Annotated in this window: 13 protein-coding genes; 3 read left to right on the forward strand and 10 right to left on the reverse strand. The window is 74.2% G+C overall.

Annotated elements, in window-relative coordinates; genetic code table 11:
* From AB0M46_RS17640 to AB0M46_RS17670, 7 genes are all read right to left on the reverse strand, one after another.
* Positions 1 to 1,109, reverse strand: a 1,109-nt coding sequence (locus AB0M46_RS17640) for an ABC transporter permease (RefSeq protein WP_363337106.1), incomplete at its 3' end; no start/stop codon positions are given.
* 1 nt (position 1,110) lies between these two features.
* Positions 1,111 to 1,842, reverse strand: a complete 732-nt coding sequence (locus AB0M46_RS17645; protein ID WP_363337108.1) for an ABC transporter ATP-binding protein — start codon at positions 1,840 to 1,842, stop codon at positions 1,111 to 1,113.
* A gap of 104 nt (positions 1,843 to 1,946) precedes the next feature.
* Positions 1,947 to 3,047: a nucleotide disphospho-sugar-binding domain-containing protein gene (locus AB0M46_RS17650; protein WP_363337110.1), complete on the reverse strand. Its 1,101-nt coding sequence runs from the start codon at positions 3,045 to 3,047 to the stop codon at positions 1,947 to 1,949.
* Positions 3,048 to 3,050: 3 nt separating this feature from the next.
* Positions 3,051 to 5,084 (reverse strand): alpha/beta fold hydrolase, encoded by a 2,034-nt coding sequence (locus AB0M46_RS17655; RefSeq protein WP_363337112.1) that lies wholly within the window; start codon positions 5,082 to 5,084, stop codon positions 3,051 to 3,053.
* Between the two features lie 52 nt (positions 5,085 to 5,136).
* Positions 5,137 to 5,325: a hypothetical protein gene (locus tag AB0M46_RS17660; protein WP_363337113.1), complete on the reverse strand. Its 189-nt coding sequence runs from the start codon at positions 5,323 to 5,325 to the stop codon at positions 5,137 to 5,139.
* Entirely contained in the window at positions 5,318 to 6,070 is a 753-nt protein-coding gene (locus AB0M46_RS17665) for an ROK family protein (protein ID WP_363337115.1), read from the reverse strand. Before AB0M46_RS17665 ends, AB0M46_RS17660 begins: the two co-directional genes overlap by 8 nt.
* A gap of 203 nt (positions 6,071 to 6,273) precedes the next feature.
* Positions 6,274 to 7,047, reverse strand: a complete 774-nt coding sequence (locus tag AB0M46_RS17670) for an ROK family protein (RefSeq protein WP_363337117.1) — start codon at positions 7,045 to 7,047, stop codon at positions 6,274 to 6,276.
* Positions 7,048 to 7,123: 76 nt separating this feature from the next.
* On the opposite strand from AB0M46_RS17670, the gene AB0M46_RS17675 reads away from it, so the two are divergent.
* Together AB0M46_RS17675 and AB0M46_RS17680 are read left to right on the forward strand one after the other, a co-directional pair.
* Complete coding sequence (locus AB0M46_RS17675; protein WP_363337118.1) at positions 7,124 to 7,780, forward strand: helix-turn-helix domain-containing protein; 657 nt, start codon at positions 7,124 to 7,126, stop codon at positions 7,778 to 7,780.
* Entirely contained in the window at positions 7,777 to 7,899 is a 123-nt protein-coding gene (locus AB0M46_RS17680; protein ID WP_363337120.1) for a hypothetical protein, read from the forward strand. Before AB0M46_RS17675 ends, AB0M46_RS17680 begins: the two co-directional genes overlap by 4 nt.
* Positions 7,900 to 7,912: 13 nt before the next feature.
* Here AB0M46_RS17680 and AB0M46_RS17685 read toward each other — a convergent pair whose 3' ends face one another.
* Together AB0M46_RS17685 and AB0M46_RS17690 are read right to left on the reverse strand one after the other, a co-directional pair.
* The gene (locus AB0M46_RS17685) at positions 7,913 to 10,855 is read right to left on the reverse strand and encodes a carbohydrate binding domain-containing protein (RefSeq protein ID WP_363337122.1); all 2,943 of its coding nucleotides are present in this window, start codon (positions 10,853 to 10,855) and stop codon (positions 7,913 to 7,915) included.
* Between the two features lie 194 nt (positions 10,856 to 11,049).
* Positions 11,050 to 11,811 (reverse strand): SDR family oxidoreductase, encoded by a 762-nt coding sequence (locus AB0M46_RS17690; protein ID WP_363337124.1) that lies wholly within the window; start codon positions 11,809 to 11,811, stop codon positions 11,050 to 11,052.
* 41 nt (positions 11,812 to 11,852) lie between these two features.
* On the opposite strand from AB0M46_RS17690, the gene AB0M46_RS17695 reads away from it, so the two are divergent.
* Positions 11,853 to 12,065 carry a hypothetical protein gene (locus tag AB0M46_RS17695; RefSeq protein WP_363337126.1) on the forward strand — a complete coding sequence of 71 codons (213 nt, stop codon included), beginning with the start codon at positions 11,853 to 11,855 and terminating at the stop codon, positions 12,063 to 12,065.
* A gap of 11 nt (positions 12,066 to 12,076) precedes the next feature.
* On the opposite strand, the gene AB0M46_RS17700 is transcribed toward AB0M46_RS17695, so the two are convergent.
* Positions 12,077 to 16,369 (reverse strand): MBG domain-containing protein, encoded by a 4,293-nt coding sequence (locus AB0M46_RS17700; protein ID WP_363337128.1) that lies wholly within the window; start codon positions 16,367 to 16,369, stop codon positions 12,077 to 12,079.
* Positions 16,370 to 16,383 lie beyond the last annotated feature (14 nt).

The raw sequence follows: 16,383 nt of genomic DNA on the forward strand, positions 1-16,383 counted from the left end.
GCCCGCAGCGCAGGCGCGACGGCGGCGGCCACGGTGACCAGCACGCCGAGGGCGGGCCCGGCCAGCAGCGGCAGCGGGCCGAGCACGACCGGGCCGGCGGGCAGGCCGAGCACCGGCGACAGGCGGGACAGGCCGAGCGCGACGAGCACCCCGAGCGCGGTGCCGGCCGCCGCGCCGGCCAGGCCGACGAGCGCGGCCTCGGCGAGCACCAGCCGGAAGACCTGGGCCCGCCCGGCGCCGACGCAGCGCAGCAGCGCCGTCTCCCGCAGCCGCTGGGCCATCAGGATCGTGAACGTGTTGACGATGACGAACCCGGCGACCAGCACGGCCACGAGGGCGAACAGGGCGATGCCGACGAGAAGCCCGTCGAGCTGGCCGGATGCCTCCCGGGCCAGGTCGCGGCGCAGCTGCTCGCCGGTGCGGGCCCGCGCGGCCGGGTCGAGGCGGGCGGTGCGGTCGCGCACCGCGGCGGCGTCCGCGCCCGGGCGCAGCGACGCCACCACCTCCCGGTAGCCGCGCTCGCCGGTGAGCCGGGTCAGCTCGGCGTCGGTGAGCACCACGGTGGACGTCCCGCTCCCGCCGACGCCGGTGACGTCGACGAGGCCGACCAGGCGCAGCGGGCGGCGGGTCTCCCCCGCGTCGACCACGGTCACGTCGGCGCCGACCGTCGCGCCGATCCGGGCCGCGGTGCGGGCGTCCAGCGCGGCCTCGCCGTCGCGCTCGGGCAGCCGCCCGGCGTGCAGGTCGAAGGGGCGAAGCGCGGCGACCGCGCCGGCGTTCACCGCGAAGCCGGGCTCGCCGAGGTCGGTGACGATCCGGCCGTTGCGGTCCAGCAGCGGCAGGCGGGCGGCCATCCGCCCGTCGGCCACGGCCACCCCGGCGTCCGCGCGCAGGGCGTCGAGCGCGGCCGGGTCGAGGCGGGCGCCGCCGCGGGCGGTGAGCGCCACGCCGACGTTTCTGGCTCCGCGGGCGTACTCGTCGTAGAGCGCGCCCCGGGCAGTGTCGCGGTAGATGAGCGTCCCGGCGACGAACGCGACGGCCAGGACCACCGCGACCAGGGTCGCCCCGAGCCGCCGGACCCGCAGGCGGGAGAGCGCGAGCGCACGCATCTCAACCACCCAGCCGACGAAGACCGGCCAGCACCGACTCCGGGTCCGGTTGCTGGATCTCGTCCACGATCCGGCCGTCGGCCAGCAGGACCGCCCGATCGGCGTGGCCCGCGGCCACCGGGTCGTGGGTCACCATGACGATGGTCTGCCCGAGCTCGCGCACGCTGCGCCGCAGGAACGCCAGCACCCCGGCCCCGGTGCGCGAGTCGAGGTTGCCGGTCGGCTCGTCGGCGAAGACCACGTCGGGCCGGCCGAGTAGCGCCCGCGCGCACGCCACCCGCTGCTGCTGCCCGCCGGACAGCTCGCCCGGCCGGTGCCCCAGCCGGTCCTGCAGGCCGAGCGCGGCAACCAGCTCGCGCATCCAGGCCGGGTCGGGGCGACGCCCGGCCAGGTCCAGCGGCAGCGTGATGTTCTGCTCGGCGGTGAGCGTCGGCAGCAGGTTGAACGACTGGAACACGAAGCCGATCCGCTCCCGCCGCAGCCGGGTCAGCGCCCGGTCCGTCAGCCCGGTCAGCTCGGCCCCGCCGACCTGCACCGAACCGCCGTCGACCGCGTCCAGCCCGGCCAGGCAGTGCATGAGGGTCGACTTGCCGGAGCCCGACGGGCCCATCACGGCGGTGAACTCCCCCGCCGCGAACTCGACCCCCACCCCGTCCAACGCCCGCACCGCGGTCTCCCCGGTGCCGTACACCTTCACCACATCGGCGGCCCGAACCGCCACAGTCCTCGTCACGCTCAGCCACGCTAGGCACGCGACCGGGCCGCGTCGTCTGCGCGAGGTCGTACGACCAAAGTCGCACGACGGCGCGGTTCGCCGCCGCGGGCCCGGCCGCGGTGTCAGGCGGTGACGAGCGCGGCGAGCCGGTCGGCCACCGACGCCGGGGAGGGCATCGCGGCGATCTCGGCGGCCAGCGCGGCCGCCCGGGCCCGGTAGCCGTCGTCCGACAGCAGCTTCGCCGCCTCGATCCGCACGGCGGCCGCCGAGCGCTCCCGAAACGGCACGCACCGCGCCGCGCCGGCCTCGGTGAGCCGCTCGGCGATCGCGAACTGGTCGCACATCTGCGGCATGAGCAGCTGCGGCCGCCCGATGGTCAGGGCCGCCATCGAGCTGCCCGACCCGCCGTGGTGCACGAAGAGCGCGCACGAGGGCAGCACCTGGTTGTGCGGGATCCAGCCGATGCGCCGCGCGTTGCCCGGCAGGCCGGTCACGCCGTGCACCCCGGCGCCGGAGACCACCACCTCCACGTCGAGGTCGCTCAGGCCGTGCACGGCGGCGGTGAGGCCGTCGACGCCCTCCGGGATCGGCACGGTGCCCATCGACACGCACACCCGCGGCCGCTGCGGCGGCTCCAGCAACCAGTCGGGGACGGTGCAGGCGGCGTTGTAGGGCACGTACCGCATCGGCGTCCCGCCCGCCACCGCGCCCAGGCTCGGCGGGCAGGTGTCGACCGTGAGGGCGGGCGGGTCGACCGCGATCCCGCCGTACAACCGGGAAAGCCTCGGCTCGACGCGGGCCAGCGCGCAGCGGTGCAGCGGCTCGGGCACCGGCAGCCCCCAGTGCTGCAGCACCCACGGGATGCCGGCCCGGGTGGCGGCCAGCGGCCCGCAGTACTCCACCGGCTCGGTCACGACCAGGTCGGGCCGCCAGGCCCGCACCAGCGCGTCGACGTCGTCGCGGGTGCGCTCGGCGATGGCCACGAAGACGTCGAGGTCGAGCTCCTCGTTGCCGCCGAGCTCCAGCCCGGTCGGCCACAGCTCGAAGAACGAGGTCTCGCCGCCGACCACCGCGGCGGTCAGTCCGGCCCGGCGGACCTGCTGGTGCAGGGGTTGCGGCACGGCCACGAGCACCTGGTCGCCGCGCAGGTGCAGCGCCCAGGCCAGCGGCACCATGGAGAACAGGTGTCCCGGGGCCGGGTTCATGGTGAAGAGCACGCGCACGGGTCAGGCCTCCAGGGTGACGGGCAGGTCCTCGATGCCGCGCAGCATGGTGCCGGGCGCGCGGAAGCGGGGCGGTCCGGCCGGGCGCAGCCCCGGGAACCGGCGCAGCAGCCGCGGGAAGAGCACCTGGGCGTGCATACGGGCCAGCGCCGCGCCCGGGCAGAAGTGCCGCCCGGCGCCGAAGCTCAGCGACGCGCGGGCCGGCCGCCGCAGCACGTCGAACCGCTCGGGATCCGTGGTGTACGCCGGATCCCGGTTGGCCGCCCCGACCAGCCCGAGCAGGGCCATGCCCGGCTCGACCCCGACGTCGCCGAAGTGGGCGGGCGCGGCCGCGATCCGCACGGCGATCTGCACCGGCGGCTCGTAGCGCAGGATCTCCTCGACGGCCCGCTCGGCGGTGGCGTCGTCACGCACCAGCGCGGCCTGGTCCGGGTGCTCCAGCAGCAGCCGCGCCCCCAGGGTGACGAGGCTCGCGGGCGAGTCGTAGCCGGCGCCGAAGAGCAGGGTGAGGTCGCCGAGGTACTGTTCGCCGGCGTCCGGGCGCAGCCGCCGTACCACCGCGAGAAGCCCGTCCTGGCGATCGGCCGCCAGCGCCTCGAGCGCGTCCAGGATGAGCTCTCCGGCCTCAGCCATCTCGCCGCGCTGGCGGGGGGTCATGAACGGCTCGAAGGCGGCCGAGGCCACCCGGGCCGCCTCGCCCAGCCGCAGCGCCTCGGCGTCGGGCAGGTCCAGCAGCCGCCCGATGACCAGCGAGGCGAACGGGATGGCCAGCGCCTCGGCCAGGTTGACCACGCCGCCGCCGGCCAGCTGGGTGCCGAACACGTCCAGGCACTCCTCCGCGGTCGCGGCCGTGCTCTCGCGCAGCTCCTCGGCCCGCCGGGGCACCAGCCGGCGGGCCAGCGCGGCGCGCAGCTCGCTGTGGGCCGTCCCCTCGCGCCAGCCGAACGACTGGTAGAGACAGCGGATGATCCGCACGTCCCGCCAGTTCGGGGTCAGCCGGGCCGGGTCCTCGCCGGGGCTGACGAACCCGGGCTCCTGCAGCATCCGGGCCACGTCGGCGTGCCGGCTGAGCACCACCGCGGCGGCCTTGCCCGGCAGCTCGATGCGCAGCACCGGCGTGCGCTCGCGCAGGGCCCGGTAGGAGGCGTAGGGGTCGGGCAGGCCGCGGGGCCGGACCAGATCCAGGAACAGCCGCTCGGCCGCGCGCCGCTCGGCCCCGGCCCAGAAGCGCAGCAGCGCCGCGACGGTCCGCTCCGGCTGCTCCAGGTTGGGGCTGTGCGAGGCGTCCGGGATGATCTCCAGCTCGGCGCCGAGCCGTTCGGCGTAGGCGGCGAAGTCACGGGCGGACCACAGGCGCTGGTCGCGGTGGCCGTGCAAAAGCAGCACCGGCAGCCGGGTGGCGCGCAGGTCGGCGCCGCGGTCGCCCTCGACGGTGAGCGAGCGCAGTGCCCCGTGCAGGAACGCCAGCCGCATCCCGGCCAGCCGGCGCCGCCAGAACTCGCGGCGGGCCACGTCGCCCTCCGGCACCAGCCGCCGCACCACCGGCCACATGACGGCCGAGCCCTGCAGCCGCAGCGTGTGGTCGAAGCCGGACAGCAGCTTGCGGTGCTTGGCGTTGTCCATGCCGGGCCCGGCACCGATCAGCGTCACCGAGGCCAGCAGGTCGGGCCGGGCCAGGGCGGCGGCGCGGGCCACGAAGCCGCCGTAGGAGTGCCCGACGAGGTGCACCGGGCGCTGTGGGCCGAGGCCCTCGAGCAGCGCCACGAGGTCGGCGCCGTGCCGCTCGATGGTGTGCCGGTCCGGGGACTCGCCGGGCAGCTCCGCGTAGTGGCCGTGGTAGTCGTAGGCGTAGGCGTGGTACCCGGCCGCGGCCAGGCTCGGCAGCACCGGCCCGAAGTCCTCCTTGGAGCCGACCACGCCCGCACACAGCACGACGGCGGCGCCCCGGTCCGCGTCCGGCGGCGGCAGCGCCCGCAGCGCCGCGACCGGCCCGCGGGCGGTGTCGAGCAGCAGTTCGGAGTCACTGAACGCGAGCACCCAGCCACCCTAATCGGACGTAACGGATTTTTCCGTCATATCCGCCCGGATGTCACCGCCCGGACGCTTCCACCGGCGGCCTCCAGCGAGGCCGCGCCTCTTGCGACGTCACGCCGGTCAGCAGCACGACCAGGGCGGTGCGCAGGTCGCCGCCGGCCGCGGCGAGGGCCTCCGCACAGGCCGCCGGGTCCGCCCCGGTCGCCTCGCCCAGGATGGTGCCGGCTCCGGGCCGGTCATGCACCCATCAGCTTCCAGGCCCGCGCCCCGCCGAGCACGCCGGCGGTGTTGGGCACGATCGTCACGTCCGGGCCGAGCGCGGCCACCGTCCCGGCGTCGATCAGCGCCGAGTTCCCGCCGCCGATGTAGAGCCGATCCCAGTGGAACACCGGCCGCAGCCCCTCCACCACCCGCCGCACCCGCCGCGACCACCGGGCATTGCCCAGCTCCCGGCGCTGGATCTCGCCGATGTACGTGTCGTAGGTGCGCTTGCGCCGGATGGGGCCGTGCGAGAGCTCCAGGTGCGGCGCGAGCACCCCGTCGTCGAAGAGCGCGTTGCCCAGCCCGGTGCCGAGGGTGATCACCAGCTCGAGGCCGGTGCCGTCGACCAGGGCGGCCCCGTGCACCTCGGCGTCGTTGAGCACGAGCACCGGCCGGTCCAGCGCCCGGTACAGCGCGGCCCGCGCGTCGTAGCCGGTCCAGGCGGCGTACAGGGCCGGGTCGACCGCGGTGTGCGGGCCGGCCTTGGTGACGTAGTGCGGCGTGGCCACCACCCGGCCGTGACGGATCATGCCGGGCAGCCCAATCGTGGCCCGGTCGGCCGGGGGCAGCTGGGCCTCGATGTCGAGCACGGCCCGGATGAACCGCTCGGGCGGGAACGGATACGGCGTCGGGATCCGGATCGGTCCCCCGGCCAACGCGTCGGAGTCGTCGACCACGGCCGCCTTGAGGCCGCCTCCGCCACAGTCGATCGTCAGCGTGTTCACCACCCGCTGGATTGTGCGCCACCGGGCCGCCGGTTGCCGCATCGGTGACGAAAATGCCTCGCTGATCACGCCCGCCGGCCACCCGGGTCACCCGCAACGCCCGCCGGACCGCCCGGCTCCTCGATGCGCCCGAGGCCGCCGGCAGCCGGCCTGCTGGCCGAGCACGGCTACGGCTTCGAGCCGCTGCACCGGCCCGACGGTCGTGATCAGTGCAGTATCGAATCGGGCGGCAGATCGGGCAGCGCTTCGGCGCCGCGCAGGGGTGCGTCCTCGCCCAGCGCGGCCGGGACCACCGCCACCCGCTGGTAGGTCAGGATCCGGGCGAGGGACTCGCGCAGCGGCGGCCACAGCAGCGGGTTCAGGGCGATGGCGCCACCCAGGGCGACCGCCTCCAGTCCGGCCGTCAGCGCGAAGTTGGCCACGCCGGGAGCGAGGCTCCCGGCGTACGAAACCCAGAAACCCTCGTCCGTGACGGACTCCAGGGGGCGGCCCAGACGCCTGGCGAGGGCGGCGCCGCCGGTCAGCGTCTGCAGGCAGCCGGTCTGGCCGCAGTCGCACCGCAGGTCGTTGCCCGCGACCAGCTGGTGGCCGGCCTCGGTGGTGAGGTGCACGCCGCCCAGCCGCAGCGCCGCGCCGACCCCGGTGGACAGGGTCAGGTAGCCGCAGCGCTCGAAGCCGCGCAGGGCGCCCTCGCGAGCCTCGCCGATCAGGCCGCAGGTGGCGTCGTGGGCCACCCGCACCGGCCGGCCCAGGGCCGCGACCAGGTCGGCGGCGAGCGGGCGGCCCTCGTAGCCGCGCAGGTTGAGCGCGACCCGCACCTCGCCCGTGGCGGTGACGCGCCCGCCGAACGAGACCCCGACCGGATCGTTGCCCGGCGGCACGGCGTCCGCGATCATGTCGATCTGGCGGCGGTACTGCGGGAGCGTGCGAAACCGCGCCGGTCCCACCCGGGTCCACGTGCCGCCGATGTCCACCGCCACAGCATCCGACATTAACGCGCAGGCAACTGCCATCCCCTCCGATATGCAAACACCGTTCGCTGTTTACAGTGGTGGGGTGGCGGAACACCAGTCGATCTTCCAGCGGCCGCAGCGGGGAACCCGCGGCCCGACTCCGTCGCACAGCCGGGAGGAGATCGTCGAGGCCGCCGTCGCCCTGGCCGACGCCGACGGCCTGGCCGCCGTCTCCATGCGCGCGGTCGCGGCCCGCCTGGGCACGGCCGCCGGCTCGCTGTACCGCTACCTGTCCTCCCGCGACGACCTGCTCGACCTGATGTCGGACGCGGTGGTGGCCGAGCTACGCCCGTTCCCGTCCGCCGCCGACCCGCTCGACGCCCTGGTCGCCGTGGCCCGGGCCCAGCTGGCCATGCACCAGCGCCACCCGTGGCTGACGGAGGCCATCCAGCACTCCTCCGGCCTGGGCCCGAACTCCCTCGCCTACTTCGACCACTGCCTGGGCGTGGTCGCCCCGCTGTCGTGCCCGGTGACCGCGAGGTTCGAGGCCATCGCGATGCTGACCGGCATCGTGACGCTCTTCGCCCGCCGGCAGCCCCAGGCCGGCGGCTTCGCGGGGCTGGACTTCACGCCGTACCCGAACCTGGTCGCCGCCATGACCTCGGCCGCCACCGACCCCGCGGCCCAGCAGGACCAGGACCTGTTCGAACGCACGATCCGGGCCGTGCTGTCCGGCCTGCTGCGCGGAAGTGACCAGTGACCATCCGCACCGCCGGGCCGATGTGCGAGCCGGTGCCCGAGGACCTCGTCCCGTTCGTCGACGGGACGTTCGCGCGCGGACCGGCCGCCCCGACCGAATTCGGCGAGGCGGCCGGCTGAGCCGCGGCCCGGGTCAGCGCAGGTACGGGCCGTCCGTGCCGACCTTGCCCGGGGCCGGGTTGCCCGGCAGGGACAGGACGTAGGCGCGCAGGTCGCCCTTGGCGTTGACGGTGGCGGTCAGCACCCCGTTGGTGACGGTTTGCACGTCGCCCGTCACGGCGTCGGTGTAGACGCCGTTCGGGATGCCGGTGAAGGTGGCGGTCGAGGAGACGGTCACCAGCACGAAGCTGTCCACCGAGCCGCTGGTGTAGCGGCGCTTGTAGGCGATCTGGCTGCCCGTGACGCCGGCCGTCGAGTACTGGCCCATCTGCAGGGCCGGGACGGCGCGGCGGATCTGGTTCAGGCGCTGGAGATGCTTGACCAGCGGCTGGGACAGCGTGGTGGCCACGGCGCCGGAGGACGAGCTGACCACGCCGTAGTCCGGCGCGGTCACCGTGCCGGTGATGTGGTCGCCGTAGTAGGCGCGGCCGGTGGTCGCCAGCGGACAGCTCGGGCCGCAGTCGATCTGCTTCCCGGCCTGGAACTCGATCTCGGAGCCGTAGTAGAGGACCGGTACGCCGCGGAAGGTCCACATCAGGGACATGTTCTCGGCCCAGGCGTCGGTGCCGCCGGCGTAGCGGTTGGAGCTCTTGTTCGGGCCGTAGTCGTGGGAGTCGACGTAGACCGCGTTGTACGTGGCGTCGTTGGTCGAGTCGTCGGAGTCGGCGCCGTTGCGGAAGGCGTTCGGGGCGTCGCCGAAGTTCATGTGCATCCGCATGTCGATGATGTTCATGCCGGAGAACTGCGAACGGTCCGGGGTGTGGTAGTCGTTGCCGTTGAGGAACGCGTTGGTGCTCGTCGGCTGGTTGCCCGGGCCCTGCTGCTCCTCGTAGTTGTACTGGTCGAGCGCGGCCTGGACGTCATCGTCCACATAGGACTTGCGCTCCTTCCACGTGTAGAACTGGGCCGAGTGGTTGACCGAGCCGCGGTTCCACTTGTCGTTCACGAACGCCGCGACCTCGCCGAAGACGTAGAAGTCCTTGGCCTTCTGCTCGCCGTACTTCTGGATCAGGTGCTGCTGCAGGGCCGGCAGGAAGCGGCGGTTCCACGTCACCCGGGGGATGTGGACGGCGGTGTCGACGCGGAAGCCGTCCACGCCCATGTCGATGTACTTGTTGTACGCCCCGATGAGGTATTGCTGGACCCTGGGGTTCTCGGTGTTGAAGTCGGCGAGGTCGTCGGCCAGCCAGCAGGAGCGGGCGTCCTCGCCCTCCCAGTTGCCGATCCAGCACTGGTGGTAGAGGTCGGCCGGGAACATCTTCGCGGTCGGGCTCGGCCACTGGCAGCTGTGGATGGTGTACCCCTCCGGGCTGAACTGCCCGTTCGGCAGGCCGTAGTTCGGGCACGTGTTGCCGGGCGGGGCGGTGCTGGACCACAGGTCGCCGTTGTAGGCGCGGCCGAGCGAGTTCTCCTGCATCGGGTCGTAGACCGCGCCGGGGACCTTCTCGCTGTACATCCAGTCCCACTGCCCGTCGCGGGCGCCCCACACGGTCGGCACGAACAGCCCGTTGGCGCCCCAGCGGGAGCTGTGGTTGTAGACCACGTCCTGGTAGATCTTCAGGCCCTTGGCGTGCGCGGCGTTGATGAGGTCCTGGTAGGTCGCACCCGGCGACTCCAGGCGCGGGTCGACGCGGTAGAAGTCCCAGCCGTGGTACCCGTGGTAGTCGTAGTCGGAGCGGTTGAGCACGACCGGCGTGATCCAGATGGCGGAGAAGCCGAGGCCCTTGATGTAGTCGAGGCGGTCGACGAGGCCCTTGAAGTCCCCGCGGAACATCGGGTCGTTGTTGGCCGCGTTGCCCGACCGGACGTGCTGGTTGCCGCCGCGGTCGTTGGACGTGTCACCGTCGTAGAAGCGGGCGGTGAGCACGAAGTAGATGCTCTCCTTGCGCGGGTCACCGCCGAGCATCGCACCGCCGGGCGGCAGCGGCGGCGCGTCGCCGGTCGTGACGGTGACGGTCGCGCTGGCGGCGGAGAGGTTGCCGGCGGCGTCGACCGCGCGGACCGAGTAGGAGTAGGTGGTGTGCGGGGCCAGGCTGCCGTCGATGTAGGCGTTGGTGGACGTCGTCAGGACGTTCCCGCCCGGGTTCCTCGTCACCTGGTACCCCGTGACACCCCGGTCGTCGCTCGAGGCACCCCAGCCGAGGGTGACCGTCACGTGGTCCACGGTGGCGGTGAGGTTGCCCGGCGCGCTCGGTGGCGTGGTGTCCGGCGGCACCGCGGTGCACGGATCGGACGCGTTGCCGGTGGCGACCCCGCCCGCGACCCGCGTGGTGCCCGCGGCGATGCGGTAGTTGTTACCGTTGTTGTTGTCCCACACGCCGGATCCGTTGTTGAACACGGCCTGCATGCCGGTGGCCGCGCCCAGCTGGACGGTCTTCTTGGTCCAGCCGGCGCACGCGGTCTCGTTCATCGGCACGCCCGGCACGGCGGTCCAGGCCTCGCCGTCGGGCGCGTAGTGGATGTTCACCGTCGGCCACGTCTTACCGGCGGTCGAGTAGAAGACCGTGGCGGTGTTGCCGCCCGGCGGCGGAGACGTCGGCGGTGCGGAGCAGGGATTGGCGGTACCGATGTTGCCATTCGTGATCGCCACGATCCCGGCGCCGACGGAGTAGTTCGCCCCCGAATGATTGTCCCAGGTGCCCGACCCGTTGTTGAACGTCAGCTGGGCGCCGGTGGCGGAGCCAAGGTCGAGCGTGCGGGTGTACCAGCCGGCGCAGCTCGCGGCCGACATCGGCTGGCCGGGCACGGCGGTCCAGGCACCGCCATTGGGCGCCCAGTGCACGTTGACGGCGCTCCAGGCGGCGGGCGGCTTGTAGTAGACGGTCAGCGCATTGCCGCCGGCCGCGAAGGCGCGGGCCGGCAGTAGCGCGGCGAGCAGGGACAGTATGACGATCCAGGCACGTCTGCGGCGGGGCATGGTGGGGTACTCCTTGCACTCTGCGAATCGGTGGCGGCCGGCGGAGACAAGGCGTTGCAACGCGTGGAGGAAGAGTGGCCGTCCTCATTCATGCTTGTCAAGGTTCTTGCAGAAATCACCCCAGCTCATCGCCGATGAAGCGGCCCGAGCTGGGGCAATCTCCTGGAAGAACGGCAAGTTCTTGCAATGATCGACTAGTCGAAGGCGGCGCCCGCGGAGATGTTGATCGAGGCGCCGGTGACGGTGCGGGCCAGGTCTGATGCGGCGAAGGCGGCGACCTCGCCGACGTCGGCCAGGGTGGCCGGCTGGCCGGAGATGGTGAAGTCGGTCAGTGCCTTGACGAGTTCGTCCCGCCCGGCGAAGTCGTCCGGGATGGTCTCCGGCAGCCCGCCGGTGTGCAGCGTGACCACGCGGATGCCGTGCGGGCCCAGTTCGGCGGCGAGTTGCCGCCGCATCGACTCGACCGCGTCGAACATGACGCCCAGGCCGCCGACGCTGAACCGGCGGCACACGGTCCAGTCGAATCGGCCCCCGAAGTACAGGATGAGGCCCGAACGCCGCGGCACCATGACGCGAGCGGCGGCGCGGGCGGTGAGGAACTTGGACCGCACCGCCGTGACCACCGGCGACAGGTAGTCCTCGACGCTCATCTCGACCATCGGCGTGCCCTGCACGTCCCGGTCGGAGATGACGTTGACCGACGCGTCGAGCCGGCCCGAGCGCGCCACGACGCGCTCGACGTGCTCGTCCACGGCCCGCTCGTCGAGCGCGTCGACGACGTCCACGTGGGCCTCGCCGCCGGCGGCGGCGATCTCGCCGGCCACGTCGCGCAGCGTCGCCTCGGTCCGCCCGGCGAGGTGCACCACCGCACCGTGCCTCGCGTACGCGCGGGCGATCGCGCCGCCGACCGACCCCGCGCCTCCATAGACGATCGCAACCTTGTCCTGTAGCAGCATGCCTCCAGCAGTACCAGACTCGGCTGGCTGTCGTGGGCGTCGTGGACGGTTACCGCCCGTCCACGACCGTGGGCGTGCTGCGGGACAGGTCGGGGCGCGTGCGGCCGCTGCTGTTCGACGCCTCGCCGCTGCTGCCCTCCGCGGTCTGGGCGGCGGCCGGCGAGGAGGTGCTCACCGACGCGGAGGCCCAGTGCGCCCTGCTCCCGGCGCTGCCCCCGCCGCCGCCTCCGGAGCCTTCTGAGGGCAGCGAATAGCGGCTCGTCCGCTACGAGAACACCCCCAGGGCCGCCACGATGCCGATCGCCACCACCGCGCCGCCGGCGAGCTCGCGGGGCCAGCTCTGCTCCTTCGTCTCGCCCTCGCGGCCGAAGAGCTCGATGAGCGAGAAGGCCAGGCCGGGCAGGGTCAGCAGGACGAAGCCGTTGACGATGCGCGACTCCGGGTCGTGGATCAGCTTGGCCAGGGCCAGGCTGGCCAGCGTGCCGATCAAGATCATGAAGACCGTCTTCACGATCCGCTTCGGCAGGACGCGGAACAGCTTCGGCCGGTTCGGGAACTTGTCCTCGTACACGCTGAGCACCTGCGGCACGATGAACAGGACGGTGCCGGCCCACAGCTGCCAGGGCGCGCCCAGGAACGAGACGGACACGAAGACGAACACCGCGGTCCGCAGGCCGATGGCGGCGAGCCGCTGCACGGCGCCCGGCTTCGGCAGCTTCTCCGGGCGCACCTCGCCGAGCCGCTGCGGGTACGCCCACGCCGCCACGGTCTCCAGGGCGATCCGCCCGGCGATGGTCACGAGTGCGGCCAGCGCGATCCGGTCGGCCGACGCCGTGATCGGCAGGTGGTGCCCGGCCAGCCCGGACAGCGCGCCCACGGCCTTCTGCACGGCCCAGCCGCCCATGAGCGACGCGATGAGCACGTCGGCGCCGCGGGTCCACCAGTCCAGCGCGCGCTCAGCCGGGGGCCGGCGGAACGGCCGGACGACGCCGGCGAGCAGGGCGATGGCGAACCACATGGCGCAGACGCCGAGCAGCAGGCGCAGCCCGTCGGCCGAGGTGACGCCGCCGGAGGCGAGCACGGACGCGCCGAACACGACGGCGGCGGCGAGGCCGGCGAACGCGTCCAGGATGCCCAGCACCACGAGCGCGAGCATGATCCCGGCCGACGGCAGCGGCGAGCCGTGGCTCTGCACCGCGGCCACGGCGCCGAGCACCGCACCGGCCGCGGGGACCGCCCACCAGCCGGCGCCGAGCATCGAGCGCAGGTAGGAGCCGTCGCCGAGGATCCGGCCGAGCAACGGCGAGTACGGCGCCACCCGCTGCGGCCACGCGAGGCTCTGCCGGTCCAGCCATCCGGTCGGCAGCAGCCGCCAGGTGAACGAGCGGTCGCCGGGGCCGGTGCCGTCCCAGCGCTCCTTGAAGAACTTCGAGGAGCCGGAGCTGATCTTCCCGCCCTTGCGCCGGCTGGTCTTGTGCGCGGCCGCGCCGGCACCCGCGCCGGCCGAGACGGCCAGCAGGGTGAACCCGGCGACGCCGGTGTTCAGCACGGCGGCGGCGTGGGCGGCCGGGACGTACACCGGCAACCGGTCCAGCGGGTCGGCGCTCGCCGGCGGCGCGGGCGCGGTGGTCTTCGCCGGCCCGGGCGGGACAGCCGGGACGTCGTTCGGCTCCGCCGGGGTGGAGGCGGCCGGCGTCGGGGTGCCCGGCGCATCGACGAGCACCAGCCCGACGGCGAGGGATCGCTGCCGACCGTCCGCGGTGAGCCCGTTGACCTGCAGCGTGTGCTCGCCGACCGGCAGCGACGCGGGCACCGGCAGCGTGGCGTTCACCGAGCCGTCGGCGCCGGCGGTGACGCGCCCGACGAGCACCGGGTCGGAGAAGAGCCACACGTCCGCACGGGTGTTGGCGGCGAATCCGGTCATCGCGACGAGCACCTCGTGCTTGCGGTCGACGACGAGCCTGCCGTCGGCGTCCAGCGGCTGCCGGACCCGGCTCGCGCTGAGCGCGGCGACCGCGGCGGTGAACCCGGAGCCGGTCAGCTTCAGCCCGCCGCCCTGGTCGGGGGCGCGGGTGATCGCGGACGTCGTGCCGCCGACCATGGACAGCGCCGCGTTCGGGGCCAGCTGCGGCCGGGTGCCGGTGATCGGGTTGCGCACCGGCGCCGGGGCGGGCTGCGCGAGGGTCAGCCGCGCGACCACGGGCGCCGCGACCCAGTCGGGGTTGTCCAGCGTGGCGACGACCCGGTAGGTGCCGGGCTTGCGCGGTGCCGTGCCGGAGGCGTTGTAGGTGACGGCGACGCCGGCGAGCCCGGGCGGCGTGGTACTCACCGCGGCCGCGTGCTGCCCGCCGTCGGCCGCCTGGGACAGGTCGCGCACGTGCAGCGTCGCCGCGCCCCGGGCGACCCGGGCCGTGGCGGTCGCGGTGGCCGCCGGCAGGTAGGAGTCGTCGCCCGGCTGGGCGGCGGTGACCGTGCAGTCCCCGGCGTGCACCGGCGCGAGGGTGCCGGCGCCGCCCTCGGTGCGCAGCTCGCAGCCGCCGGCCGTGGTCACCCGGACCGGCAGCCCGGCGCTGGACTCGGCGGTGAGCGCGCCCGCGGCCCCGCCGACGGTGAGGGCGCCGGGCGCGCTCAGGCGCAGCTCCTGCACGGCCCGGGCCACGTCGATGGTGCGGACCACGCCGGGCGCCGCGAGCCGGTTCGCGTCGCCGTCCTGGTGCGCGGTGACGGCGCACTCGCCGCCGCGCGCGAACGCGAGCGCGCCGTCGCGCAGCCCGCAGCTGCCGGTCGCGGTGAAACGCACCGGCAGCCCGGACGACGCGGTGGCCGCCACCGGGCGCGGGGCGTCGCCGAACGTCGCGGCGGCCAGCTCGGCGAATTCGACCTGCTGCGGCGCCTTGGCGATGCTCAGCGTCGCCTCGAGCAGGCCCTCGCGGTTCGGGCCGTCCACGCGCACCACGACGTGGTAGGTCCCGGCCACGGTGGGCGGGGTGGGCGACCCGTCGTAGGTGATGCGCACGGTGCCGGCGCCGGCGGGATCGACGGCCGCCTGCACCTCGCGGGCGGTGCCGCTGTACACCTGCGACAGCCCGGTCAGCGCGATCGTGACGGCGCCCTTGGCCACGGCGAAGGAGCGCGAGACGGGTGCGGCGGCGGTGTGGTTGGCGTCGCCGCCCTGCGCCGCGGTGACGGTGCACTGGCCGGCGCCGGTGATGCTCAGCGTGGCGCCGGCCACCGTGCAGGGGCCGGCGGCGGTGTAGGCGACGGGCAGCCCGGCGGCGGTGGAGGCGGCCAGGCGGACCGGGTTGTCGCCGAAGGTGCGGCCGGGCAGCTCGGGGAAGGTGATGGTCTGCGCCGCCTTGGCCACCACGAGCGTGCCGGACGCGCTGCCGGCGTGCGTGGCGGAGGAGTACGTGGCCTGCACGGCGTAGCTGCCGGCGGCGGTCGGCGCGGTCGTGGAGCCGTCGTAGGTGACCGTCGTCGCGCCGTTGCCCGGGTCGGGGCCGGCGACCGCGGTGACCTTGCGCTCGGTGCCGTCGTACGTCTGCCCCAGCCCGGCCAGCGACACCGGCACCGGCGCCTTGCCGACCTGGAACGCACGGGTGACCTGGGCGGCCGCGGTGTAGGTGCCGTCGCCGTCCTGGCTCGCGGTCAGCGTGCAGGTGCCGCCGGCGGTGACGGTGACGGTCGAGCCGGACACCGTGCACGCGCCGGACGCGGCGAGCGACACCGGCAGGCCGGACGAGGCGGCCGGGCCGACCGGGAACGGGGCGACGCCGTACGTGACGTCGGCAATCGCCGGGAAGTCGATGAACTGCCCGCCGGGCGGGCTCGGCCGGCCGCCGCGCACCTGGTACACGTACCGTCCGCGCTGGGCGCTGGCGCCCGAGTTGTGCACGAGCCCGGTCGAGGTGTTGGCGTCGACGAGCGCGCCGTCCACGCCGGAGCCCGGGTAGACGTAGGTGGAGGCCGCGGTACCGCTGGAGTAGCCCACGGTCAGGCCGCCCGGGGGCTCGTAGACCAGCCGGTCGTAGTTCATGACGATGTCGAAGTTGCCCGCCCCGGTGTCCGACCGGTCGACCAGCAGCAGCTGGGAGCTGTTGAGCCGGTCCCCGCCGTTGCTGTAGTAGCCGACGTTGACCCAGTTCACGCAGTAGGCGGGCCGGCCGGCGTAGGTGACCGGGCCGTAGGAGACCGGGGTGGAGGCGGGCGCGCGGGTGTCGACGTCGTAGAACGCGACCGCGACGATCGGGGTGCCGAACGCCGAGAGGTTCAGGCCGGAGTAGCCGGAGTAGGCGGAGCCGAACGAGACGTCGCCGTTGTTGTTGACGAACATGCCGCCGTACGTCCTGCCGAAGTAGTTGACCGAGAACCCGAGCGGGACCTCGTCCGACGAGCCGTCGTCGGAGCGGCCGAGCGAGGTCGTGACGCAGCCGGCGTCGGTGATCACCGCGCTGGGCCCCGCCGCCTCGGCCGGCGCCGCGCCGACCAGGAGGAACGCCCCCTGGATGGCGAGGGCGAGCAGTGCCAGGAGTCGGTAAGCACGACGGCGGTGGGTCATGCGCGCACCATCGG

Source organism: Dactylosporangium sp. NPDC051485 (assembly GCF_040682015.1).
Lineage (GTDB): Bacteria > Actinomycetota > Actinomycetes > Mycobacteriales > Micromonosporaceae > Dactylosporangium.

Excerpts from the sequence above, each read along its gene's own strand:
- AB0M46_RS17685 (WP_363337122.1), bottom strand. The coding sequence starts at position 10,855 with ATGCCCCGCCGCAGACGTGCCTGGATCGTCATACTGTCCCTGCTCGCC.
- AB0M46_RS17690 (WP_363337124.1), bottom strand. The coding sequence starts at position 11,811 with ATGCTGCTACAGGACAAGGTTGCGATCGTCTATGGAGGCGCGGGGTCG.
- AB0M46_RS17700 (WP_363337128.1), bottom strand. The coding sequence starts at position 16,369 with ATGACCCACCGCCGTCGTGCTTACCGACTCCTGGCACTGCTCGCCCTC.